Consider the following 22,389-nt stretch of genomic DNA (forward strand, 5'->3'; position numbering starts at 1 on the left):
CGTGGACCGTCGCACGCCGCAGCCGGACCGCAGCCGGACCGCCCAGAAGGAGGATTGCGATGGACGCACGGATCGTCGTCGGATATGACGGATCGGTCGAGGCTCGTAACGCCGTCGACTGGGCCGCGATCGAGGCCGGACGTACCGGCTCCGAGCTGAACGTCGTCCACGCCTACCAGCTCGCCTGGCCAGGCGCGGAGTACGACGGACCGGTCGAGGAGCTGACCGCCGAGGCGCAGGATCGCGGCGACGCACTCATCGCGGAGATCGTCGAGCAGCTGCGAAGACGCGGCACCGGCGTCAGGGTCGCCGGCACCGCGGTCCACGCCGCGCCCGCACCGACGCTGATCGACCTCGGCGACGCGGGCGCCCGCCTGATCGTCGTGGGCAACCGCGGCCGCGGCGGGCTCACCCACCTGCTGCTCGGGTCGGTGAGCCAGCAGGTCGCCACCCACGCACGTGCCCCGGTCGTCGTCGTACGCGGCCAGGCCACGGCCGGCGGCCCCGTGGTGGCCGGCGTCGACGGGTCCCCCAGCTCCGACGCCGCGCTGGGCATCGCGTTCGAGGCGGCGCTGCTGCGCGGCACCTGGGTACGCGCCGTCCGCACCTACACGCGACCCACGGTCACCGCACTGCCGTACACCATGATCGAGACAACTGAACGGCAGATGCTGGAGGCGTCGGTGGCCGGATGGAAGGAGAAGTACTCCGACGTCACGCTGGAGACACGGCTCGCCGACGGCCGCCCGGCGCAGGTGCTGCTGGAGGCGTCCCGCACCGCCGAACTCGTCGTCGTGGGCAGCCGAGGTCATGGTGGGTTCACGGGTCTGCTGCTCGGCTCCGTCGGGCTGCAGCTGATGCACCACGCCGAATGCCCGGTGCTCATCGTCCACGCACCTCCCGCTTCCTGACATCGGCGTCGCGGCAGGCAACCCTTCGCCGGTGACGAGACGCTCCAGCCGTGCCAGACCCGCGGGTACCGTTGGACCGGACACGCCTTCACCCAGAGCAGTGGCCCGCGGAGCTTCCCGGTCAACGCGTCGGTCGCCGGTGGACGGCACGGTCTCACACTTCGGGTGCACGACCGGGCCGCGGCGGGACGGGATCGCATGGCCACCGGTGCGAAACGACGGCGCCGAAGCTGGATCGTCGGGGTCCGGCCCAGGTCGCGGGATCCTCGGAGGTGACGCGTCGTCACGCGACACGACCAACGACCCGACTGGAGGACATCATGGCCACAACCAGGCGCTGGACGGTGGATCTGTTCATCGGCGAGACCGACGGACGCACCTACGCCGAGGCCCGGCTGCACACCAGCGACGACACCCACCTGCTCGGCGTCGGCCGGGCCCGCCTCAACCCGGCGGACGAGAACGTGCCGGAGATCGGTGACGAGCTCGCCGTGGCCCGCGCGCTCAACGACCTCGGCCACCGGCTGCTGCTCGCGGCGGTGGCCGACATCCAGGCCCTGACGGACGAACGCGTGCAGCTGCGGGCGTGACCGCACACCGGCCGCGTCACCGCCACCGGTAGGGCAGCACGATGTCGACCAGCGGGAGTTCCTGGACGCGGCGCCAGCCCGCTCCGGCCGGCCGGAAGCCGCGCGTGGACAGCCACTCCCCCAGCATGCGGACGGCGTCGTCGACCTCCTCGGGGCGCACCCCCACCGCCATGATGGCCGGGCCGCCCGGAAGACCGGACGCGACGACCTCCGCGCCGTCCTCGATCGGCTCACCCACCAGGTAGCCGACCTCCACCTGGACATCCTCCGCGGTGTCCAGGTGCCGGACGAACGACGGCCCGATCGCGGACACCCGCTGCCGGCGCAGTTCATCGTCGAGATGCCGGAGCGTGCGTGCCAGACCCGCCCCGGTCCCCACGGACGCGGCGTCCAGGCGGACCACCGCCGTGGGCCGGGCCTCCAGGTCGACGGCACGCAGCCGGTACCCTGTCGCGGACTCGCAACGCGGGGATTCGAGCACCACGATGTCCTCCCAAGTCTCATGTCCGCGCGCTGCCTGCGTGTCGCGGATCCGGCTCACGGCGCACCCGGTGCGCCGCCGCGGCGTGCATGTCGGACACCTTCAGCCTGCTCCTGTTCCCGGCCGCGCGACCAGGGCCGATCGGCCTGGTCGGGTGCGGTCGGGCACGGTCGGACGCGGTCGGGCACGGTCGGGTCTGGACGCTTCACGGCACGATCTCAGCCGACGGGCGCCGAGGTCACACCGTCCGTAGTGATGATGGTCCGGGTGACCGGCGCTCCGGCCGCCGTGCCGCGGGCGGGTCGTCCGGCCTCCCAGCGCTCGACCCGGGCGCTCGCTGGGAGGCCCGGGTCGCGGCGGTTCGGGTGCGGGGGTGTCAGGCGGTCACGAGGCCCTCGCCGGGGTCTTCCCGGCCGGCTCGGGGACCGCGAAGCCCCTGGTCGAGGGGGTGGCGGCGGCGTGGACGAGACCGGCGGCGCCGAGCAGGAGCAGCAGTCCGGCGGCGAAGTAGGCGACGAGCGCGGCCTGGCCGGCCTTCACACCGAACTCGCTGAACCCGTACGAGGTCAGCAGCAGCCCGCGCAGCGTCTCACCCTTGAACACGGTCTCGCGTGCCGTGGTGATGTCGGTCAGCTGCTTCTGCAGGTCCGCGGCGGCGGGGTCGTCCTTCGGCAGCGCGGCGATCTTCGCCCGCAGGTCGGTCTGGACGTCACCGATCTGCGCGTACGTCTTGCCACCCGCGATCGACTTGAGGTGCAGGCCGATGAACTCGTTGGCGTAGCACTCCGCCTGCTTGCCGGTGGTCAGCTGCTGACCGGCGTACCTGACCAGGCAGGCGGACTCCTTCTCCTCCGCCGTCAGGGTCGCCGCCGGTTTGAACGTGACCTGTTGCTGGCCGAGCTGGTCCCTGACGTAGTCGTTGGCGAAGTTCGCGTTGCTGGTCAGGACGAAGCCGGCGACCAGCAGCAGCCCGGCCAGGACGACGAGGCCGAGACCGACGAGGATGTCGAGCGTCTTGCGCTTCATGGCGTGCCCTCCAGGGGCTTGATCGGTCCGTCGATGTGCTGACAACAGCCTCTGGCACCGCGCCGATCGGCCACAGAGGACAACCACCCGCATCGACGGGACCTACGTCCCGCCCCACCAGGGGCTTCCGGCGGCGGCGACGGATCGGGGCATCCGTCCCGCCGTGACGGGCGCAAGGCCTCTGTCGCGGCGGGGCCCGGCCGGCCATCGCGGAGAGGAGCCGGTCGAACAGGGCGCTTCGGTGCCGAACGACTGGGACGTCCCGGGACTTTCGGCCTGCCTGTGCCGGCCGTTCCGGGTGACAATGGACCCATGATTCGGGTTTATCTGCTCGACGACCACGAAGTCGTCCGGTTCGGCCTCCGGGAGATGTTGGAGCGCGAGGGTGACATCGAGGTGGTCGGCGAATCCGGGTCCGCCGTCGAGGCCACGCACCGCATCCCGGCGCTGCGCCCCGATGTCGCCGTGCTCGACGGGCGCCTGCCGGACGGCAGCGGCATCGACGTGTGCCGCGACGTCCGCTCCGTCGACCCGTCGATCAAGGCACTCATCCTGACCTCGTACGACGACGACGAAGCGCTCTTCGCCGCGATCATGGCCGGCGCGTCCGGGTACGTGCTGAAGCAGATCCACGGCACCGACCTCATCGACGGCATCCGCCGGGTCGCCGCCGGCCAGTCGCTGCTGGATCCGGCGGTCACCACACGGGTGCTGGAGCGCATCCGCAAGGGCCCCGCGCAGCCGGACGAGCTCAAGGACCTCACCGACCAGGAGCGCAAGATCCTGGTGCACGTGGCGGAAGGCCTGACGAACCGGGAGATCGCCGAGCGGATGTTCCTCGCGGAGAAGACCGTGAAGAACTACGTTTCCAGCCTGCTGGCGAAGCTCGGGCTGGAGCGGCGCACCCAGGCAGCCGTCCTCGCCTCGCGCCTGCTCGGCAAGCACTGACCGGGGGCCGGCGACCGTTACGCCGGTCAGCCCGCCGCCGATCGCCGCGACGATCGGCGGCGTCGCCGGGCCGGTGCTGACCGGTGAGCCGCTACCGCCCCACGCCGGTTCGCGGCTGCCGCCGCTGGGCGCCACCCGCCGACCGGGCCGCCGTGCCCTCGGCGGCGGCCGCCACGACCAGGAACCAGCCCACCAGCGTCGTCCAGACACCGTCGAGCATACCGAAGACCATCAGTTCGGCCAGCCCGGCCAGGACGAGCGTCAGGCCCAGCACGTGGCCGGCCCGGGCGGCGGTCAGGGCGGCCCGCGCACGATCTCCGTGCCGCCACCACAGCGCGGCCCGCAGGATCCGGCCGCCGTCGAGCGGGGCACCGGGCAGCAGGTTGAACCCGGCGAGGATGAGGTTGATCATCGCCAGCCACAGCAGGACGACGACGACGGCCACCGGCCCGCGGACGGCCGACAGCAGCACCGCCGCGGAGCCGAACCCCACGCCCGCCGCGACGCTCGTCAGCGGGCCGGCACCGGCCATCAGGAGGTCGGCCCGGGCGCTGGGCGGCTCGTCGCGGAACTCGGCCATGCCGCCCAGCAGCCAGAGGGTCACCTGCTGGACCCGGACCCCGAAGTGCCGGGCCACCAGGGCGTGCGCGAGTTCGTGGGCGAGCAGCGACACCAGGAACAGCACCGCACCGGCGGCACCGAGCGGCCAGGCGACCGGAGCGGCGGTCCCCGGCGCCCGAGCCGGCAGGACACCGGTGGCGAGGCTCTGCGCCAGCAGCACCATGATGACCAGCACCGACCAGTGGACGCCGACGGCGAATCCCGCGACGCGCCCGAGCCGCAGCGTCTGTTTCATGTCCCACCCGTCCCCGGTGGACGATGCCTTGGAGCAGCACGGAGCGGTTTCCGCCGTGCCCGGCACATCAAGTCTCGCGCGCCGGCGCGCTGGACGGCAGAGGCTCAGGACCCGGCGTGCACGACAACCGGCAGGCCCATGCGCTGCCGTGGGAGTGCCGCGGTGCTCATGACAGGTGTGCGGCGTCGAGGGCGGCCTGCAGCGACGTCCTGTAGCCGTCGCTGGTGACGGTGGCGCCGGAGACGGTGTCGATGTCGGCGCTCTGGGCGGCGATGGTCTCCCGCACCAGGACCGGCAGAGCGCGGGCGTTGATCTGCTTGTCCTTGCCGTTGCTGTTCGGGTGGACGGGCACCGACACGGCGGTGATCCTCCCGTCGGCGACGGTGATGCTCACCTGCACGTCGCCCCACCGGGTCGGGGCCACCGAGCCCCGGTAGGTCGTTCCGGCGGCCGTGACCGTGCCGCCGCTGCCGTCCGCGGTGCCGGTGCCGGTGCCGGTGCCGGTGCCGGTGCCGGCGGCCGGACCGGCGGCCGCGGACTGCGCACCACCGGCGGCGCCGAGGCTCGTGCGGTAGCTGAACAGGAGCACGACGGCGGCGACCGTGGACAGCAGCCAGAGGGTGATGCGACGCAAAGAAGGCTCCTACCAGGCGAACTGTTCGGTGTGGACGGGGCCGGCGCCGGCGGACCGGGCCGCGTTCCGGGCGGCGGCGGTCCAGGCGTCAGGGCCGCACACGTACACGTGCGACCCGGCGATCCGCGGCGCGTAGTGCCGCAGTGCCGCGACATCGTCGGTCCCGGCGAGGGCGGCCGGCAGCCACGACGGACGGCCGGCGCGGGGGCCGAGCAGGTACACGATCCGGACACCGCGATGACGGGCCAGCCAGTCGAGCTCGGCGCGGAAGGCGACCTCTGCCTCGTTGCGGGCCCGGTAGATGAGGGTGGCCTGGCCGGGGGCGTAAGACAGCTCGCCGAGCAGGGCCAGCAGCGGGGTGACGCCGATGCCGCAGGCCAGCATGACGACCGGGCCGCCGGTGTACCGCTCGCCGGTGAGCCGGCCGTACGGGCCTTCGATGAGCGCCCGGGTGCCCGGCCGCAGCCCGGCGACGCGGGCGCTGCCGTCGCCGAGGTCCTTGACGGTGATGCGCAGCACGCCGGTGTGCGGGGTCGCCGACAGCGAGAACGGATGCGCGCGGGACCAGCCCGGCCCGTCCAGGAACCGCCACTGGAAGAACTGCCCGGCCCGCACCGGGAGCCGGTCCAGGGCCTGACCGCGCAGGTACACCGAGGTCAGGCCGGCGCCCTCGGAGACGACCCGGTCGACGACGAGCCGGTGCCGCCAGTTGCGCCAGGCCGGCAGGACGAGGCGGTAGAGCACGACAGCGCCGGCCGAGGCCACGTACAGGGTCCACCAGTAGACGCGCGACCACGGCGAACCCACGAAGTCGGTGCCGGTCCAGAGCTGGTGCGGCAGGGCGAGGCCGACGCCGAGATAGGCGTACAGGTGCAGCAGGTGCCACGACTCGTACCGCAGCCGGCGCCGCGCCGCCCGCATCGACGTCACCACGACCAGCACGAGCAGGAGCGTGCCGGCGGCGGCCAGCAGCATCCCGGGATAGTCGACGACGAGGTCCCACAGCTCGGCCGGCACGTTCACGTGGGCGGCACCCGCATAGCCGACGGTGATGAGCACGACGTGCGCGAGCATCAGATGGAACGAGGCGAACCCGGTCCAGCGGTGCCAGCGGGCCAGCCGGTCCTGCCCGAACGCGCGCTCCACGACCGGTACCCGAGCCATGAGCAGCACCTGCAGCAACAGCAGATCCGAGGCGAGCAGCCCGGTCAACCGGCCGAGCGGGTCCGTCCACGACTCCGCTGTGGCCCGCACCCCACCACCCGCGACCCACAGGGCCGTGACCACGAGCAGGCTCCCCCACGCGACGGCCCCACCGGCGTCCACCCACCACCGCGGGGTGACGCGCACGGCACGGGCCGGCACAGCGAGGGTCGTCGTCATGTCCGCAACCATCGGCCACGAACCTGTGAACACCACCCGGCAACGCTAAAAATCTCCTAAGAGCAACGTGCGGGCGCCGACGGGCCGGCCCGGCCGGAGCCGCGCCGCTCCGAAGGTGATCTCCAGCGGTGGTGGGCCGACGCAATGGACGCTCCGCATGATCAGCGTCGTGGTGCTCGACCGCTGTGGAGTCAGGCTCCCCAGCCGGTAGCCGCGGATCTCGGCGGTGACCGGGTCGAGGTAGACGTCGATCGGGTCGGCGCTGCTGCCGTCGGAGAACCGGAACTCGTACACGACTGCGCCACCACGGCCGCGCAGCTGCCCGAGCACCGTGACACCGGGCAGCATGGCGAGGACACGGACGACGGCGGCGCGTTGTGCGAGGCCGAGGGCGCGGACACCGGTCAGGTCGAGCAGGACGGCGACAACAGCCGTCGAGCCGCCGCCGGGCGACGCGATCGCGGTGACGGCCTCGGCGAGCCGGCGCGGGTCGGCCGGTATCGGATCGGTGCCGGGGCGGCGCGGTCCGCCTGCCGTCAACAGCGCTGACGCCGGCGCGGGGTGCCGGTAGGACCCGCTCTGCTCCAACAGGAGCCCGGATCCGTCCGGGTCGATCCACCGGATCGACGTCGTCCTGACGGCGGGGCGGCCGGGGGTCCGATCCCAGCGGACAACGTGCAGGCATCCGGCGGCCCCGGGCTGTCCTTCGGCCGCTGCCGACCGGGCGTGCTGGGCGATGTCGACCAGCAGTCCCTGCGGTGTGACACCGGCCGGCGCGACCGGCGGCGACACCGTCGCGCCCCGTCCGGCCGCACCGCCCCGCGCGTCCACGTCTGTGCCCGCGTCCGCGTGCCCGGAGGCGGCGACGACGGTCAACGATCCGAGCAGCGTGGCAACCGCGAGCGCCGCAGCCGGCAACCGCTGTGCCGTCCTCACCTTGCTCATGCTCCCCAATCGATCTCGACGCCCCCTCGGCCGGCGCCGGTCTTTACAACTCTCGCCGTACGCCACCATCCGGCGCACCGGATGCATGACTGATTTACACGAATTGCTAGATCTGACCGTGGCGGCGCGGCCCCTGCTCATCGGTCCATTCAGCCGCAACGGGTGAGATCCGGGTGGGACGGTTCGATGCGACCCGCGATCGGGCTTGGACGATGGTGGACTGCTGGCGGAGGTGAACCATGACCGACGCCCGTGCGCAGCGCCAGTGCGGCAACCGTGCCGGTGACATCGAAGATGCTCATCCGGGGACTGTCCGACGCCGGGATGGCATGCGTGCCACGCGCGGCCCGTTGGGGACGTTGCGGACGGAACCGTCGGTGCGGCACCCTCGTGGCGACAGGCCACGGGGGTGCCGCTTCAGCACCCGGCCGCCGTCGTCATCGACCGCACCGCCTTCCAGGACCGTCCGGGCATGATCTATGTCATCGGATCCGGTCCGGCCGGCACCGCCGCGGCCGTCGCCCTGACGCGGCAGGGCCTTCACGTCACCGTGCTGGACGCGGGTCTGACGCTGGAGCCGGATCGCGCATCGACCGTCGCGGCGATGGCCGCCCTCCACCCGGCGCAGTGGGCGGCCGACGACGTGACGGCGATCAAGGCCAACATGAGCGCCGGACCGAACGGTGTTCCGCTGAAGGTCAGTTTCGGCTCCGACTTCCCGTACCGGGAGGCCGACCGGCATCTTCCGGCGCGCGCCACGAACGTCGGCGTGGTGCCGTCGTTCGGCCGGGGCGGGTTCGGCAACGTCTGGGGCGCGGCGGCGCTGCCCTATCTTCCGGCGGAACTGGAGTCCTGGCCGACCGGACCCGGCGGGCTGGGACCGCACTACGAGCAGGTCCTGTCGTTCGTCGGCCTGTCCGGTGCCGACGACGACCTCGCGGAGCGGTTTCCGACGTACGCTCCCCAGCTCGAGTCGCTACCGGTGAGCCACCAGGCCGCGGCGCTGCTGCGTGACCTGCGCTCCAACCGCGACGCGTTGCACGGGCAGGGGTTCGTGTTCGGCCGGGCCCGCCTCGCCGTCGCCAGCCGCAACGCCGACGGGCGTCCATGCCAGCGGTGCGGCCTGTGCATGTTCGGCTGCCCGTACGGACTGATCTACAACCCGGCGCGCACCCTGCAGGAACTCGTCGCGGAACACAAGGTCACGTACGTGCCCGGCGTGGTCGTCACGAGATTCACCGAGCGCGGTGGGGCGGTGCACATCGAGGGTCGGGACCGCCGTACCGGCGAGGTGGTGCGCCATGTCGCCTCCCGGCTCTACGTCGCCGCCGGCGTGCTGTGCACCACCAAGCTCTATCTCGAATCGATCGGCGCATACGACCGGGAGATCGTCGTCCGCGACAGTCAGTACTTCCTCCTGCCGATGCTGCGCTATTCGGGCGTCCGCGGCGTATCCGAGGAACCGTTGCACACGCTGTCCCAGGCATTCCTCGAAGTGTTCGACCCGGAGCTTTCGGCCAACAGCGTGCACATGCAGATCTACACCTACAACGAGCTCTATGAACGGGCGATATCCGCTGCCCTGCGCGCCGCGCATCCGGCATTCCGGCCGATCTCGGCGGCGTTCCTGCGACGGATGCTGCTGATCCAGGGATATCTCCATTCGGACGTGTCCGGTGAGATCGGCCTTACGCTGCGTCCCGACGGGGTGCTCGATCTGCGGGGCCGGCGCGGCCCGCACACCCGCGGTGTGCTCAAGAAGCTCGTCGCGAAGCTGCGCCGCAACCGTTCCCTGCTCAGGGCGGTGCCGTTGGGCCCGGCGATGAAGCTCGGCGAGCCCGGGCGAGGCTTCCACTGCGGGGGCACGCTGCCGATGCGCCGGCAGCCGGCCGAGTTCGAGACCGACCCGCTGGGCCGCCCGGCCGGCCTCGAACGCGTGCACCTCGTCGACTCCAGCGTGTTTCCCACCATCACCGCCAGCACGATCACGTTGACGGTCATGGCGAACGCATATCGCATCGGCGCCCATCAGGAGGCGCACCGGTGACCGCGACGGTCGCGGTCACCGGCGCCTCGGGCTACCTCGGCTCGCGGCTCTGTCAGACGCTGGCCGGCATCGGACAGGTCGCCCGCATGGGTCGCAAGATCCCGTCCGCCCGGTTCACGTTCGGCGGCGGCACCAGCGCCGGCTTCTTCCGCCGGCACAGCGTCACCGCGCTGGTCCACTGCGCCTGGGACTTCACCCTGCACAAACGCACCGATCTGATGGCACGCAACGTGGGTGGCTCGATCCGGCTGATGGAACAGGCCCGCGCCGAGGGCGTGCAGACGATCGTGTTCATCTCCACCATCAGCGCGTTTCCCGGCTGCAGAAGCGACTACGGCCGGGCCAAGCTCGCCGTGGAGGCGGCGGCGCACCGGCTGGGAGCCCTGGTGGTGCGGCCGGGCCTGATCTTCGGCGACCAGCCGGGCGGCGTGGTGGGCGCCCTCGACGCCCTGGTGCGCACGCTGCCGGTCGTCCCGCTGATCGGCAATGGCCGGCAGGTGCTCTACCCGGCGCACGAAGACGACGTCGGCGCCCTGATCCGCCGTCTCGTGGTCCAGCCCGCCCTGGTCGTGCCTGGCGCGCCGGTGACCGCCGCGCACGAGCGCGGCTGGACACTGCGGGAGATCCTCCTCGAGCTCGCGGCCCGGCACGGCCGCACAGTCGGTGTGGTGCCGGTCCCGTGGCGGTCGGTCTGGTTGCCGCTCAAGACCGCCGAGCTGCTCGGCGTCCGCGTGCCGTTCCGCAGCGACAGCGTCGTGAGCGTGCTCAACCAGAATCCGTCCCCCGACTTCTCGCCGACCCGCTCCATCGGCGTCCCGTTCCGCGAATTCGTCCGTTCTACAGCGGGGAAGACCTGTCATGCCCAATAGTGCCGCCGTCGAGGTGAGCGTGGTCCTGCCCTGCCTCAATGAGGCGGAGACCATCGAGACATGCGTCCGGAAGGCGCTGCAAGGACTGGCCGACCTCGGCGTCACCGGCGAGGTGATCGTCTCCGACAACGGGTCGACCGACGGCTCGCCCGCCATCGCCGGTGCCGCCGGCGCAACGGTCGTCCACGCCCCGGTCCGCGGCTACGGCGGCGCGCTCATCTGCGGCATCGAGGCCGCCAACGGCCGGTTCGTCATCATGGGCGACGCCGACGACTCCTACGACCTGGCCAACCTCGGTCCCTTCATCGCCCACCTGCGCAGCGGCAGGGACGTTGTCATGGGCAACCGCTTCAAAGGCGGCATCACCGCCGGCGCCATGCCCGCGCTGCACCGCTACCTCGGCAATCCCCTCCTGTCCTGGCTCGGCCGGACGCTGTTCACTCTGCCCGGCGTCGGCGACTTCCACTGCGGCCTGCGCGGCTTCAACCGCGACCGGATCCGCGAGCTCGGGCTCTGCATGGCGGGCATGGAGTTCGCCAGTGAGCTGGTCATCCGGGCCGCGCTGGCGAAGTACTCGATCAGCGAGGTCCCCACCACGCTGCAGCGGGACGGCCGCAGTCGCCCACCACACCTGCGGACCTGGCGCGACGGCTGGCGGCACCTGCGGTTCCTGCTGGTTTTCGCCCCGAAACGCACCCTCCTCGTTCCCGGCCTGGTCATCGCGCTGGCCGGTCTGCTCGGCACCGCCTGTCTGCTCCCCGGAGAGCGGCACGCCTTCGGCGTCTCCTTCGACGTCAGCGCCCTTGTCTACTGCTCCCTGGCCGTCCTCGTCGGAGCGCAGCTGCTGTTGTTCGGCGGCTTCGCGCGGCTGTACGGCATCCAGGAGGGCATCACCCGCGAGGACAAACACGTGCGATGGACGCGATGGTTGAGCTTCGAACGGTGTGTCCTGGCAGGCGTGCTCTTCGGGCTCGCCGGACTGGTCAGCACCGTCGTCGTGGTCACCGACTGGGGCACCGCCGGATTCGGCGCCCTGGACCCTCGGGTGACCCTGCGCGTGGTGCTGCCGTCAGCGACGGCGATCGCGTTGGGCATCATCCTGATCTTCTCCGGACTGTTCGCCAGTCTGCTGTCGTTGCGACCGACCGGCCGCAACGGCCCCGGGCACCCGGCCGCGGCCGAAGCCGAGTCGGAGATCCCGGCGCAACGCCAGATCGCTGAAGCACCTCGCACCTCCCAGGTCTGAGCCGGCATCGAATGACGCAAACCTGGCTCCGGGAGCACCGCCTGCTCGCCGGTCTTCTCGCGATCGGCGCGCTGCTGCGGATCGGCATGATGCTCGCCTACTACCCGGCGTTCGGCTACTTCTACGACACCCGGGGATACATGGACGCGGCGAGCTCCGACACGCCGAGCCCGATCTGGCCGTTCGGATACTCAGCGATGCTCAAGGTGCTCGGCACGCTGACCGGGCACATCGTCTCCGTCTCCGTCGTCCAGCACGTCATGGGTCTCGCCATGGGTGTCGCGGTCTACGCGCTGTGCACCAGGCGAGGAGTGCGGCGGACCTGGTCGGCCCTCGCGGCGGCGCCGGTGCTCCTCGACGCGCGTCAGATCCAGCTCGAGCACTACGTCCTGTCCGAAACGTTGTTCTCGTTCCTCGTGCTCGCCGGCGTCATGCTGCTGATGTGGTCGCAGGATCCCCCGTTGTGGCTGGCGGGGCTCAGCGGTCTGGTCTTCGCGCTGGCCGGCGTCACCCGCACCGTCGGTCAGCCGCTGGCCTTGATGGTGGTGCTCTACCTGGTCGTGCGGCGGGTCGGATGGCAGCGCATCGCGCTGTTCACGGTGACGATGGCCGTCCCCATCGCCGGCTACATGGCGTGGTACCACCGGCATTACGACACATACGCGTTGAACAGCTACACCGGCCGGTACCTGTGGCAGCGCACCACGACGTTCGTCGACTGCACACGGACGGATTTCACGGCACGGGAGCGGCAGATCTGCCCGCCGGAGCCCCTCGGACAGCGCGAGGTCAGCGATGTGTACCTCTGGGGCCTGGACCGCGAGCACATCGGCCAGCGCTACCCGGGCCCGGGGAACGACGACCTCTTCCGGGGCTTCGCGGTGAAGGCGATCCGCGGGCAACCGGGCGGCCTCGTCACGGCGATCGCCACCGACGCGTGGCACCTCGTGCAGCCTGGCTGGCAGGCACCCGTCCGGATCGGCTGCACCACGGACCTGTGGACCATGCCGTCCGGCGGACGATCCGGCAACGAGCTGAGCGACTGCACGGCGACGCTCATGGTCACCGGCTTCGAGCCGGCGGGCGCCGGCGGCGCCGCGCCCACGGTCACGACGTTGAACAGCGCCTTGTGGGCCTACGGGCAGACCTTCGTGACGCCGCCGTCCGCCCTGGTCGCGCTCGCCCTGTTCGTCTTCGCCGCGGCGGCGCGGCGAAGACGGGCCGAGGGACGGCGGTCCGGCCGCCGGGAGGCCGCCGACAGCGTCCTGCTGGCCGGCATGAGCCTGTCCCTCCTGTTGCTGGGCGTCACACTGTCGGTCATCGACCTGCGCTTCACGGTGCCGCTGCTGGTGCTGGCACCCCTGGCGGCAGCACTGGCGGCCCATCGGGTCGCAGCCCGCCCCGCCGCCGCGCCGGCCGCCGATACGCCTTCCGGACGAGCCCGACACGGCCGCGCCGGCGCCGTCCCGGCAGGAACGGACCGTCTCCTGACGCAACGGGCGCACACCGCCGATGTCGAGGCCGCACCCGGCACGCCCACCGACCCGCCGCGGACCCGGGCGGTCCGCAATTGACGGGCCGCCGGATGCTCCTATGACTCACCCCGCACTGGGGGCACCGCCGGCGTAGGTTGGGACGTAGGCCTACGAGACGTGCGGGAGAGCCCAGCTGGGTGACAGTTGAGCTGAGAGGCTGAACGACCGGACGGCCGGACGGCGATCCCCACCACCTGATCCAGGCAATGCTGGCGAAGGGAAACCGCCTCGTAGGTCTCTCGCGGCCCTCCGGCTCGCGGCCTGGGTGCCGGAGGGCGCGCCAGGAGAGCGTGGCGCCAGGAGGGGAAGATGATCAGGGGCAACCGGGTCTTCGCCGACCGTGTCGATGCGGGCCGGCAGCTCGCCGGCAAGCTGTCCCATCTGCGCGGACAGAACGTCGTGGTGCTGGGCCTGCCGCGGGGTGGCGTGCCGGTCGCCTATCAGGTGGCCGAAGCGCTCCGGGCCCCGCTCGACGTGATCGTCGTACGGAAGCTCGGCGCTCCGGCGCAACCCGAGCTCGGCATGGGTGCGATCGGCGAAGACGGCATCCGCATCCTCAACCCGCGGGTGATCCGCCACGTCGGCGTCTCCCCCGACGAGCTGGCGGCGGTCGAGGGATCCGAGCGGGCGGCGCTGGCCGGCCGTGCCCGGCGGCTGCGCGGGGACCATCCGGCGCAGGACCTCGACGGGCGCACCGCGGTCATCATCGACGACGGCGTCGCCACCGGCTCCACCGCCAGAGCGGCCTGCCAGGTGGCCCGTGCCCGCGGCGCGGCCCGCACCGTCCTGGCCGTCCCCGTCGTACCGGCGGGCCTCATCGAGCCGCTGGAGGACGTGGCCGACGAGGTGGTCTGCGTACGGGACCCGCGACGGCTGTCGTCGGTCGGCGAATGGTACGCCGACTTCGCCGCCACCTCCGATGACGAGGTTCGCGGGCTGCTTGCCCGGGCTGCCGCCCGTCCGGAGGTCACCGAGCCGGCAACCGCCGCCCGGCCGGTCGGCCGGTTCCGCGCCCACGACGAGAAGATCGCGGTCAGCGTCGGCAACATGACCTCCACCGGACGCCTCAGCCTGCCGCCGAAGGCGAGCGGGCTGGTGCTGTTCGCGCACGGCAGCGGCAGCAGCCGCCACAGCCCGCGCAATCAGTACGTGGCGCTCATCCTCAACCAGGCTGGCCTGGGCACCCTGCTCTTCGACCTGCTCACCCCGGACGAGGCGGCGAGCAGAGCCAACGTGTTCGACGTCGAACTGATCGCCGGACGGCTCGCCGGCGTCACCGCCTGGGCGCACGATCAGCCGTGGAGCCGGGACCTGAGCATCGGATGGTTCGGCGCCAGCACAGGCGCCGCGGCGGCACTGTGGGCCGCGAGCGAGCCGCGCGCCGGCGTCGACGCGATCGTCTCCCGCGGCGGCCGCCCGGACCTCGCCGGACCGCGGCTGCCCGCCGTCACCGCACCCACGATGCTCATCGTCGGCGCCATGGACACGCAGGTGCTGGCGCTCAACCGGGCCGCACAGCGCCGGCTGCGGTGCCCCAACGAACTCGTCGTCGTGCCGGGCGCCACGCATCTGTTCGAAGAGCCCGGCACCCTGACCGAGACCGCCCACCACGCCCGCACCTGGTTCACCACCCATCTGGGCCACGCCGCCCACGCGGACCGCCCCGCGGCCTGACCGGAGGCCGGCTTCGCCATCGACCTCGACCGCCGGGCACCGGGAAGCGGCCCGCCGCCACATCGGCGCAGGGCGGAAAAAGTCGATTTCGAAGTGATGCAGATCGACGAAAACGAATGCTTACTGTCCGAGCGCGACGAACTCACCCGCGCGCTGATACCCCGTTGGAGGGACACGGCCCACTGATACGGCAGGCGGTTGTCCGCGGCCGGATGCTGCGTATTTGAACGGGGGAGGGTCGTCAGCCACGATCCAGATTCCGGAAGAGGAATCGTCGCCCTTGACAGCGGCCCATCAACCGCAGCACGCTACGCATACGACGTGGACGAGAACGACTGGCTGGATGCTGCCGAAAGAGTCGAAATGCTGGACACTCCGATCATCGTGCGCCACAACGTCGACCTGGCAACGATCGACATCGTTGCGGTCGGCCCCTGGACGTGGAAATTGCGGACCGATCTCATGACCGCGGTTCGAAAGGCAATCGTCCAGCAGCCCCGCGCGGTCCTGCTCGATCTGGCCGGGCTCGTCGACGCCGAATCCACGATCGCCTCGGCGGTCCTGCTCGCCGAGGCCCAGAGCGCCGCCAGGAACCCTCCGGTCCCTCTGGTCGTAGCAGTCAACGAGTCGCAAAAACTGCGTCTGCACTCGACGGGTGTGGCGACGCGGATTCCAGTGCACGTGAAGTCGGCGGCATCGGCATTACCAGCGACCGAGACGACGCCACCGCTGCAGCACGCCCGGCTACGGCTGCAGCCGACCGTGTTCGCCGCGGTCGAAGCCCGCAACTTCGTCGGCGACACGTGCAGCGCCTGGACACTCACCAACTGGCTGCACCCAGCACGGTTGATCGTCTCCGAGCTCACCACGAACGCGGTCGAACACGCCCAAACCCCGTTCACCGTGACACTGACCCTCCGCGGCCCGACCTTCATGCACATGGCAGTCGAAGACGGCTCGCCACAGTTGCCCCAGGTCCGCACCTGGTCCGGTAGCCGCACCGCACCGCTGGCTCTGCGCGGCAACGGCATGCGCATCGTCGCCGCCACGGCCGCCGCCTGGGGCAGCAGCCGCACCACGAACGGCAAGGTTGTCTGGGCCACCCTCTACGACCTGCAGCGGTAGCGCGTCATCGACTGAGCCCCCTCAGCGGGTGCTGGACCGCGACCTGCCGGTGATTCCCTCGGGCGATAGGGGGTAGCGCGGGCGGGTGAACGGCGTCGGCTTCCTCATGGTCGTTGTCGGTGCGGTGGCCGTGACCGCGGTGGCCAATCGACGCGGCTGGCCGGGGCCGCTGGTCGTCGTGGCCGTCGCGGCAGCGGTGTCGTTGCTGCCTGGCCTGCCGCGAATGGAGCTGCCGCCGCAGCTGATCCTGGCGGTCGTCCTGCCACCCTTGCTGTACTCGGCAGCGCTGGAGCTGTCGTTCGTGAGCTTCCGCCGCGACCTGCTGCCCATCGCCTCGCTCGGGGTCGGCCTCGTCGTGTTCTCCGCCGTGGTGGTCGGCTGTGTCGCCTTCACGCTGGCACCGGCGCTGACCCTCGGGGGTGCGTTCGTCCTTGGCGCGGTCCTCGGCCCGTCCGATGCGGTCGCCGCGGTGGCGCTGGGCCGCCGGGCCGGGCTGCCGAGCCGGGTGATCACGATCCTGACCGGGGAGAGCCTGGTCAACGACGCGGTCGCGCTCGTCGCGTTCCAGCTCGCAGTCTCCGCGTATGCCGGCTATCGGCTGTTCGTCGAGCAACCGATACTGCTGGCGGCCTACAGCGCGTCGGTCGGTGTCGGCATCGGGCTCGCCATGGCGGTTGTCGTGCACTGGATCCGGCCGCGGCTGCACGACCCGGCGCTGGAGACCGTGTTCGGCGCGGTGGTGCCGTTCGTCGCGTACCTCGCCGCGGACGACCTGCATGCCTCAGGTGTCCTTGCGGTGGTCGCCGCCGGATTCTGGATCGGCCACCACAGCGCTGACGCCGCGTTCGCCACCCGTCTGCAGAGCCGGCAGGTGTGGCGTACCGTCGACCTCATCCTGGAGGCGTTCGTCTTCGCCTACATGGGCCTGCAGGTCCGCCTCATCCTGCACGACGCGACCGGCGAGGGGCTGGGTCCGGCCGGGCTGGTGATCATCATCGCGGCCGTGCTGCTGGCCGTGGTCCTGGCGCGTCCGGCGTGGATCGTCACGATGTGGATGATCACCCGGCGGCGCCTGCAATGGCGGGCGGTGGCGGTGCTGTCGTGGTCCGGAATGCGTGGCGTGGTGACCCTGGCAGCCGCGGCGGCGGTCCCCGCGGTCACCGTCACCGGCGCGCCGACCCCGAACCGCAACCTGATCCAGGCGGTCGCGCTGTCCGTCGCGGTCCTGACCATCCTGCTGCAGGGTGCCACGTTGCCGATGCTGGTCCGCGTTCTGCGCCTCAGCGACGCCGCGGAACGCCGCCGGGCCGACGCCGACGTGGTCCATGCGCTCCGCGTCGCACGCCGTGCGGCGCACGAGGTCACCGCCCGCGCGGCCGCATCCGGTGACGACATCGAGGCTACGGCGGTGGCGCTGATCGAGCGGCGGATGGCCCATGTGCTGACCGCGACCCCGCACTGTCTGGCAGGTCTGTACGGCACGGTGGGTGGGGCCGAGCAGCCCGCTCACGAACTCGTGCAGCAGATCCTCGCCAACCAGCGCCGGGCCCTGATCCGCGAACGGGACCGTGGCAGGCTCGACGATGAGGTGCTGCGCGCCGTACTGCAGCAGCTGGACTACGAGGAAGCGGCGGCCAGCACAGATCTGCGGACCCGGCTCTGAATGTCCGGGAACGGCACGCTCGTCAGGTCGCGGCGGCGTCGGACGGCATCGCCAGATCGGCCGTCGTCTTGAGCCTGCTCGCGGCGCGACCGGAGTGCACGGCAGGTGCCGCTTGGCCGGTGCGGGTCTGCGGGGCGGGGCGCTCCGGCAACGGGATGGTGCCCTGCAGTGTGGTGCCGTGCCCGGGCAGGCTGATGAGCCGGCTGCTGCCGCCGAGGGCGGCGATCCTGTCGCTCAGACCGCGGATGCCCGAACCGGCGCTCGGTTCGGCGCCGCCGACACCGTCGTCCTCGACACATATCCGCAGCGTGTGCTCATCGGATACGACAACGATGCGGATGTACGAGGCGTTGGCGTGTTTGACAGCGTTGGTGACCGCTTCGGCGATGATGTAGTAGGCGTTGGTCTCAATGCTTGCCGGCAGCCGACCCTGGAGACGAATGTCCAGTTCGGTCGGCACCGATGAGCGACGGGCCAGTGTCCGGAGTGCGGCGCCGAGGCCGCGTTCGGTCAGGATCGCGGGGTGGATGCCGTGCGAGAGCTCCCGCAGTTCGTCCAGTGCGCAGGCGAGGTCGGCGCTCGTCGTGGCCAGCTCGGCGGGCACGTCGGCCAAGCCCGTGGACGCCTGCTTCTGAATCCGGCGAAGGTCGAGCAGCAACGCGAGGAGGCGTTGCTGCGTGCCGTCGTGGAGGTCACGCTCGATTCTGCGGCGCGCCTCGTCGCCGACATCGGCGATCCGGACGCTGGCGGCCGCCAGATCGCAGCGAGCTTGCAGGTTTGCCACCGCCACGCCGGCGAGGTCGGTGAAGTCGGCGGTCCGGGCGACGTCCTCTGTGCGGAGGTGTTCCTTGTCCCGGGCCAGGACGACCAGGGCGCCCCACGAAATGCCCTGCACCATGATCGGCGCACCCACCGAGGTCGTGATGCGGTGCTCGGTCAGAAACGGGTCGGTCAGCGGCGTGCCGTCGCCGACGGCGGCCAGCCACGGCCGCTGCTCGGCATAGACGTGCGCGGCGACGCCGTGCGGGTGCAGGGCGGTCCGTGTGCCGATCACCGCGGGAGGGTCTCCCCTGCCCCACGCCGCGACGACGGTTGCGAGGCCGTCCGGCTCGAAGCGCAGGAGCATCGTCGCCTCCGCCCGCAGCAGCCATCCGACCTCCTCGGCGATCGCGGTGAACACCGCGTCCGGCGGTGTACCACAGGCGACGAGCGTTGCGATCCGCCGCAGGGCGCTCTGCTCGGACACCAGCCGACCGAGACGATGATGCTGATCCTCCAGCGACACGGCCATGGCGTTGAAGGACCGTTGCAGGACGCCGACCTCGCCGGGTCCGTCCTCGGGCATGCGAGCGGACAGCGTGCGACTGGCCAGGTCGTCGGCGGTGCCGGCAGCGGCGCGGACCGGGCGGACGATCCGGCGGTTCACGAACACGGCGAAGCTCACCACGACGACGATCGAGCCGGTGAGCCCGGTCACCGCCACAGCCCTGGCCCAGACGATATCGGCGTGCTCGGCCGCCGCCTGTCGAGCCGCGTCCCTGGTTTGCATGGTGCTGAACTGTGCGAATCCCGCGTGGATCGCGTCAAGACGGCTCTGGGTGTCGAGCAGGCGCGCATCGTCGGGTCCCGCCCCTCCCGCGAGGTAGGCGCGCATCGACGGCACCGAGTCCTCGTTCAGGTAGGCGGCGATCTGCCCGTTCAGATGCTGGACGAGGACCCGCAGCGACGGGTTGCCGGCGGAGGACACGGCGAGTTGCGCGGCCTGCTGCGGGATCGCGGCACGGGCCCGCTCCCAGGACTGCATGAATCGTTGATCGCGGGTGATGATGAAGCCACGTTCACTGCTCTCGACCGCCAGCAGTGATCCCTCCAGTCGCCCGGCATCGGAAAGCGCCTGTTGCGCACCGCGGGCGGACCGGACGCGTTCGTCCAGATTCGCGGTCATGGCCATCATCACGACCAGCACCGCGATCAAGGTCGCGGTGAACGCCAGGCACATGACGATCACCTGATGGGTGAGGCCGGCGCCGAAGAACGCCGTGCGCGCCGGTCGCCTGGCCGACCTCGAGTCGGGCGCGTTCACTGTGCATCTCCACGTGGCGGATCGCCAGATCGGCCGACGCACATGACAGCCGGCAGCGGTGTGCTTTCCCCGTACACCTGGCGCTCCATACGAGCATAACGCCGTACGTCCTGCCGCTTCCGCGTGTCGCGGCCGGCGGAGCACCTGTTGTCGACGCTGCTCACGCGGGTTGTGGGACAGGAAAAGCCTTGTCGACGGCGGGTCGCAGGTGCCTACGGTGGTTTCAGCGGTGGCGGCGGTCAGGTCACCAGCGTCGCGGAGGCCATGATGGTTACGGAGCACAGTGTCGTCGTCGGTGTCGACGGTTCCCCGCCGAGCCTGGAGGCGGTCGCCTGGGCCGCCGAGGATGCGGTGCGTCGCAGCCTGGCGCTGCACATCCTGTACGCGTTCGTATGGCCACCCGTCTACACGACAGTCCCCACGCCGGTGCCGTCCCCGTATGAACTGGGATTCCAGGCCATCGCCGGGCGCGTCGTCGCCGACGCCGCTGACCGGGCGAGACAGGCGGCACCGGAGGTCCACGTCACGACCGGCACGCAGGTCGAGTCGGCCGCGGCGGCGCTCGTGCGCGCGGCCGGGCACGCCTGCGAGGTCGTGGTCGGCAACCGCGGCCACAGCGGCTTCGCCGGGCTGATCCTGGGCTCGGTCGGCGTCCAGGTGGCCGCGCACGCCCCATGTCCGGTCGTGGTCGTGCGGCACACGGACCAGCCGGCCGGCCCCGAGGCGGACCGGGTCGTGATCGGCATCGACGGCTCTCACAACGCCGACGCCGCACTGCGGTTCGCATTCGAACAGGCATCATCGGCCGGGATCGGCCTGACCGCGGTGCTGGCGCATCGGTGGCCGGGGTCCGCGCGACATACCGAAGATCTGCTGCCGCTGACGCACGGTGCCGGCGATCTGCGCGAGGAGGAACAGCGCATCCTGGCCCGGTCGGTTGCCGGGTGGCGGGAGAGGTATCCGGACGTGGACGTTCGCACGACGACGGTACGCGGGCGGGCAGCGGAGGTGCTCGTCGACCTGTCCGCCGGAGCACGGCTGCTCGTGGTCGGCTCCCGCGGCCGGGGCGGTTTCTCGGGACTGCTGCTGGGCTCCGTGTCACAGGCCGCCATACACCATGCGGCGTGCCCGGTCGCTGTCATCCGTCATTCGAAGAGGGTGAATGCATGAGCGACGGCGGCACTGTTCTTCGTGCGGGCGTGACCGTCGACCGCCGGGGCGTCCCCTCGGTCCCGGCGGTCGCCAGAGGATCGGAGGCATTGTGCAGGGCCGGTCCGACAGCTGCCGTGCTGCGGGGGGCGATGACTCCGGTGGATGCCATCTGCGGTTGGGCCGACCCTGGTTCCACGGAACCACCATGCGATGACGGAGTCGTCCGTCCGACGGTTCGTTGCCGGACGACGATCGGACACGGTCCTTTCCCCGAAGCGCCGACCCCGTTTGAGCGACCGGGGTGCCGGCGAAGACAGGCCCGGTCCCGTCGCAGTCACCGTGGCCGGGGGAACCGGCCGAGCAGATCCCCGCGCGGGCCGACGCGCAGGAGAGGTGAAGGAGCGAACAATGCTGGAGAACCTCATGGACACACCGGCCGGGGTGGACGCCGTCAGGGCCACTGGGCTGGTCCGTAAGGACGACTACGAACGCAGCGTGGTGACGCTGGTCGACAGCGCACGGCGCGACGGTCGGCGCATCCGTCTGCTGTTCGAGCTCGGGTCCGACTTCCGGGGCTTCACACCCGCCGCCGGATGGGAGGAGGCCAAGGTCGGGATCGGGTCATCGCGCACGTTCGAAGGTTGCGCGGTCGTGACCGACTCGGGTTGGATCCGGGAGACGACCCGGCTCCTGGCGTTCCTGACGCCGTGCCCGGTGCACGTGTTCGACTCCCGCGGCCGGACCGCCGCGCTGGACTGGTTGCAGTCACTGCCCGAAGGACCCGGCGTCGAGCACCACCTCATCCCCGGCACCGGCGTCATCGTGGTCGAGGTCACCGAGCCGTTGAGGGCGCAGGATTTCAGTGCTCTCGCCGCGACCGCTGACGGCTGGTTGACGACCCACGACCGGATCACCGGTATCGTCATGCACGCTCGCACCTTTCCGGGCTGGGAAAATCTCGGCAGCATGCTGAGACACGTCCGGTTCGTCCGCGACCACCACCGCAGGATCGGCCGGGTCGCGGTGGCCGCAGACAGTGCCGTGGCAGACGTCGCACCGCATCTGGCCAACCACTTCGTCCGGGCCGAGCTGCGGCACTTCGGCTACGACGACCTGGATGACGCGATCGCCTGGGCTTCGGCCGCTCCCCCGAAACACTGAGACCTGAAGCACTGCAACCTGAAGCACTGCACCTCAGGCACCGCACCAGGGCTCGACGTG

At 71.3% G+C, this 22,389-nt stretch carries 20 protein-coding genes, 1 pseudogene and 1 riboswitch; of the genes and pseudogenes, 13 read left to right on the plus strand and 8 right to left on the minus strand.

The annotated features are described in order from the left end of the window. Nucleotides 1-59: 59 nt before the first annotated feature. Complete coding sequence (locus tag ABZS58_RS32140; RefSeq protein WP_354786996.1) at nt 60-911, plus strand: universal stress protein; 852 nt, start codon at nt 60-62, stop codon at nt 909-911. 320 nt (nt 912-1,231) lie between these two features. Continuing rightward, nucleotides 1,232-1,501 (plus strand): DUF1876 domain-containing protein, encoded by a 270-nt coding sequence (locus ABZS58_RS32145; protein ID WP_354786997.1) that lies wholly within the window; start codon nt 1,232-1,234, stop codon nt 1,499-1,501. Between the two features lie 16 nt (nt 1,502-1,517). Here the strand turns inward: ABZS58_RS32145 and ABZS58_RS32150 are convergent, their stop codons facing one another. Then, nucleotides 1,518-1,985: a hypothetical protein gene (locus tag ABZS58_RS32150; protein ID WP_354786998.1), complete on the minus strand. Its 468-nt coding sequence runs from the start codon at nt 1,983-1,985 to the stop codon at nt 1,518-1,520. A 381-nt stretch (nt 1,986-2,366) separates the two neighbouring features. Then, nucleotides 2,367-3,008 carry a hypothetical protein gene (locus ABZS58_RS32155; RefSeq protein ID WP_354786999.1) on the minus strand — a complete coding sequence of 214 codons (642 nt, stop codon included), beginning with the start codon at nt 3,006-3,008 and terminating at the stop codon, nt 2,367-2,369. A gap of 312 nt (nt 3,009-3,320) precedes the next feature. Here ABZS58_RS32155 and ABZS58_RS32160 point away from each other — a divergent pair, with 312 nt between their 5' ends. Next, on the plus strand, nt 3,321-3,956 hold the full coding sequence (locus ABZS58_RS32160) for a response regulator transcription factor (protein ID WP_354787000.1): 636 nt from the start codon (nt 3,321-3,323) through the stop codon (nt 3,954-3,956). Nucleotides 3,957-4,047: 91 nt separating this feature from the next. On the opposite strand, the gene ABZS58_RS32165 is transcribed toward ABZS58_RS32160, so the two are convergent. The 5 genes from ABZS58_RS32165 to ABZS58_RS32185 form a co-directional block, all read right to left on the minus strand. Next, nucleotides 4,048-4,812 carry a site-2 protease family protein gene (locus tag ABZS58_RS32165; RefSeq protein WP_354787001.1) on the minus strand — a complete coding sequence of 255 codons (765 nt, stop codon included), beginning with the start codon at nt 4,810-4,812 and terminating at the stop codon, nt 4,048-4,050. 166 nt (nt 4,813-4,978) lie between these two features. After that, nucleotides 4,979-5,446: an FMN-binding protein gene (locus ABZS58_RS32170; RefSeq protein ID WP_354787002.1), complete on the minus strand. Its 468-nt coding sequence runs from the start codon at nt 5,444-5,446 to the stop codon at nt 4,979-4,981. A gap of 9 nt (nt 5,447-5,455) precedes the next feature. Beyond that, entirely contained in the window at nt 5,456-6,829 is a 1,374-nt protein-coding gene (locus tag ABZS58_RS32175) for a ferric reductase-like transmembrane domain-containing protein (RefSeq protein WP_354787003.1), read from the minus strand. A 45-nt stretch (nt 6,830-6,874) separates the two neighbouring features. Then, nucleotides 6,875-7,774 carry a hypothetical protein gene (locus tag ABZS58_RS32180; RefSeq protein ID WP_354787004.1) on the minus strand — a complete coding sequence of 300 codons (900 nt, stop codon included), beginning with the start codon at nt 7,772-7,774 and terminating at the stop codon, nt 6,875-6,877. 149 nt (nt 7,775-7,923) lie between these two features. Further along, the gene (locus ABZS58_RS32185; protein ID WP_354787005.1) at nt 7,924-8,076 is read right to left on the minus strand and encodes a hypothetical protein; all 153 of its coding nucleotides are present in this window, start codon (nt 8,074-8,076) and stop codon (nt 7,924-7,926) included. Nucleotides 8,077-8,183: 107 nt separating this feature from the next. Between ABZS58_RS32185 and ABZS58_RS32190 the strand changes: the two genes are divergently transcribed. From ABZS58_RS32190 to ABZS58_RS32225, 8 genes and pseudogenes are all read left to right on the plus strand, one after another. After that, nucleotides 8,184-9,821 carry a GMC oxidoreductase gene (locus tag ABZS58_RS32190; RefSeq protein ID WP_354787006.1) on the plus strand — a complete coding sequence of 546 codons (1,638 nt, stop codon included), beginning with the start codon at nt 8,184-8,186 and terminating at the stop codon, nt 9,819-9,821. Then, nucleotides 9,818-10,690 carry an NAD(P)-dependent oxidoreductase gene (locus ABZS58_RS32195; protein WP_354787007.1) on the plus strand — a complete coding sequence of 291 codons (873 nt, stop codon included), beginning with the start codon at nt 9,818-9,820 and terminating at the stop codon, nt 10,688-10,690. Before ABZS58_RS32190 ends, ABZS58_RS32195 begins: the two co-directional genes overlap by 4 nt. Then, nucleotides 10,680-11,936, plus strand: coding sequence for a glycosyltransferase family 2 protein (locus ABZS58_RS32200; protein WP_354787008.1), 1,257 nt, complete (start codon nt 10,680-10,682; stop codon nt 11,934-11,936). Before ABZS58_RS32195 ends, ABZS58_RS32200 begins: the two co-directional genes overlap by 11 nt. 11 nt (nt 11,937-11,947) lie before the next feature. Beyond that, on the plus strand, nt 11,948-13,510 hold the full coding sequence (locus ABZS58_RS32205) for a hypothetical protein (protein ID WP_354787009.1): 1,563 nt from the start codon (nt 11,948-11,950) through the stop codon (nt 13,508-13,510). Nucleotides 13,511-13,582: 72 nt separating this feature from the next. After that, nucleotides 13,583-13,709, plus strand: a riboswitch (TPP riboswitch). 71 nt (nt 13,710-13,780) lie between these two features. Then, nucleotides 13,781-14,401, plus strand: a pseudogene (locus ABZS58_RS32210) (phosphoribosyltransferase family protein); the annotation flags it as partial. Between the two features lie 117 nt (nt 14,402-14,518). After that, nucleotides 14,519-15,145, plus strand: coding sequence for a hydrolase (locus ABZS58_RS32215; protein ID WP_354787058.1), 627 nt, complete (start codon nt 14,519-14,521; stop codon nt 15,143-15,145). 321 nt (nt 15,146-15,466) lie between these two features. Next, nucleotides 15,467-16,270, plus strand: coding sequence for an ATP-binding protein (locus tag ABZS58_RS32220; RefSeq protein ID WP_354787010.1), 804 nt, complete (start codon nt 15,467-15,469; stop codon nt 16,268-16,270). Nucleotides 16,271-16,355: 85 nt separating this feature from the next. Further along, complete coding sequence (locus tag ABZS58_RS32225) at nt 16,356-17,933, plus strand: sodium:proton antiporter (protein ID WP_354787011.1); 1,578 nt, start codon at nt 16,356-16,358, stop codon at nt 17,931-17,933. A gap of 22 nt (nt 17,934-17,955) precedes the next feature. Here ABZS58_RS32225 and ABZS58_RS32230 read toward each other — a convergent pair whose 3' ends face one another. Then, nucleotides 17,956-20,298: a CHASE3 domain-containing protein gene (locus ABZS58_RS32230; RefSeq protein WP_354787012.1), complete on the minus strand. Its 2,343-nt coding sequence runs from the start codon at nt 20,296-20,298 to the stop codon at nt 17,956-17,958. Between ABZS58_RS32230 and ABZS58_RS32235 the strand changes: the two genes are divergently transcribed. Both ABZS58_RS32235 and ABZS58_RS32240 read left to right on the plus strand, forming a co-directional pair. Continuing rightward, nucleotides 20,281-21,186: a universal stress protein gene (locus ABZS58_RS32235; RefSeq protein ID WP_354787013.1), complete on the plus strand. Its 906-nt coding sequence runs from the start codon at nt 20,281-20,283 to the stop codon at nt 21,184-21,186. The genes ABZS58_RS32230 and ABZS58_RS32235 overlap by 18 nt on opposite strands. 390 nt (nt 21,187-21,576) lie before the next feature. After that, nucleotides 21,577-22,329 carry an STAS/SEC14 domain-containing protein gene (locus ABZS58_RS32240; RefSeq protein WP_354787014.1) on the plus strand — a complete coding sequence of 251 codons (753 nt, stop codon included), beginning with the start codon at nt 21,577-21,579 and terminating at the stop codon, nt 22,327-22,329. Nucleotides 22,330-22,389 lie beyond the last annotated feature (60 nt).

The organism is Dactylosporangium sp. NPDC005555, assembly GCF_040605635.1.
Lineage (GTDB): Bacteria > Actinomycetota > Actinomycetes > Mycobacteriales > Micromonosporaceae > Dactylosporangium.

Coding starts and splice junctions, on each gene's coding strand:
- ABZS58_RS32140 (WP_354786996.1), top strand. CDS start 60: ATGGACGCACGGATCGTCGTCGGATATGACGGATCGGTCGAGGCTCGT.
- ABZS58_RS32145 (WP_354786997.1), top strand. CDS start 1,232: ATGGCCACAACCAGGCGCTGGACGGTGGATCTGTTCATCGGCGAGACC.
- ABZS58_RS32155 (WP_354786999.1), bottom strand. CDS start 3,008: ATGAAGCGCAAGACGCTCGACATCCTCGTCGGTCTCGGCCTCGTCGTC.
- ABZS58_RS32160 (WP_354787000.1), top strand. CDS start 3,321: ATGATTCGGGTTTATCTGCTCGACGACCACGAAGTCGTCCGGTTCGGC.
- ABZS58_RS32165 (WP_354787001.1), bottom strand. CDS start 4,812: ATGAAACAGACGCTGCGGCTCGGGCGCGTCGCGGGATTCGCCGTCGGC.
- ABZS58_RS32175 (WP_354787003.1), bottom strand. CDS start 6,829: ATGACGACGACCCTCGCTGTGCCGGCCCGTGCCGTGCGCGTCACCCCG.
- ABZS58_RS32180 (WP_354787004.1), bottom strand. CDS start 7,774: ATGAGCAAGGTGAGGACGGCACAGCGGTTGCCGGCTGCGGCGCTCGCG.
- ABZS58_RS32185 (WP_354787005.1), bottom strand. CDS start 8,076: ATGAGCATCTTCGATGTCACCGGCACGGTTGCCGCACTGGCGCTGCGC.
- ABZS58_RS32200 (WP_354787008.1), top strand. CDS start 10,680: ATGCCCAATAGTGCCGCCGTCGAGGTGAGCGTGGTCCTGCCCTGCCTC.
- ABZS58_RS32205 (WP_354787009.1), top strand. CDS start 11,948: ATGACGCAAACCTGGCTCCGGGAGCACCGCCTGCTCGCCGGTCTTCTC.
- ABZS58_RS32215 (WP_354787058.1), top strand. CDS start 14,519: ATGACCTCCACCGGACGCCTCAGCCTGCCGCCGAAGGCGAGCGGGCTG.
- ABZS58_RS32235 (WP_354787013.1), top strand. CDS start 20,281: ATGATGGTTACGGAGCACAGTGTCGTCGTCGGTGTCGACGGTTCCCCG.
- ABZS58_RS32240 (WP_354787014.1), top strand. CDS start 21,577: ATGCTGGAGAACCTCATGGACACACCGGCCGGGGTGGACGCCGTCAGG.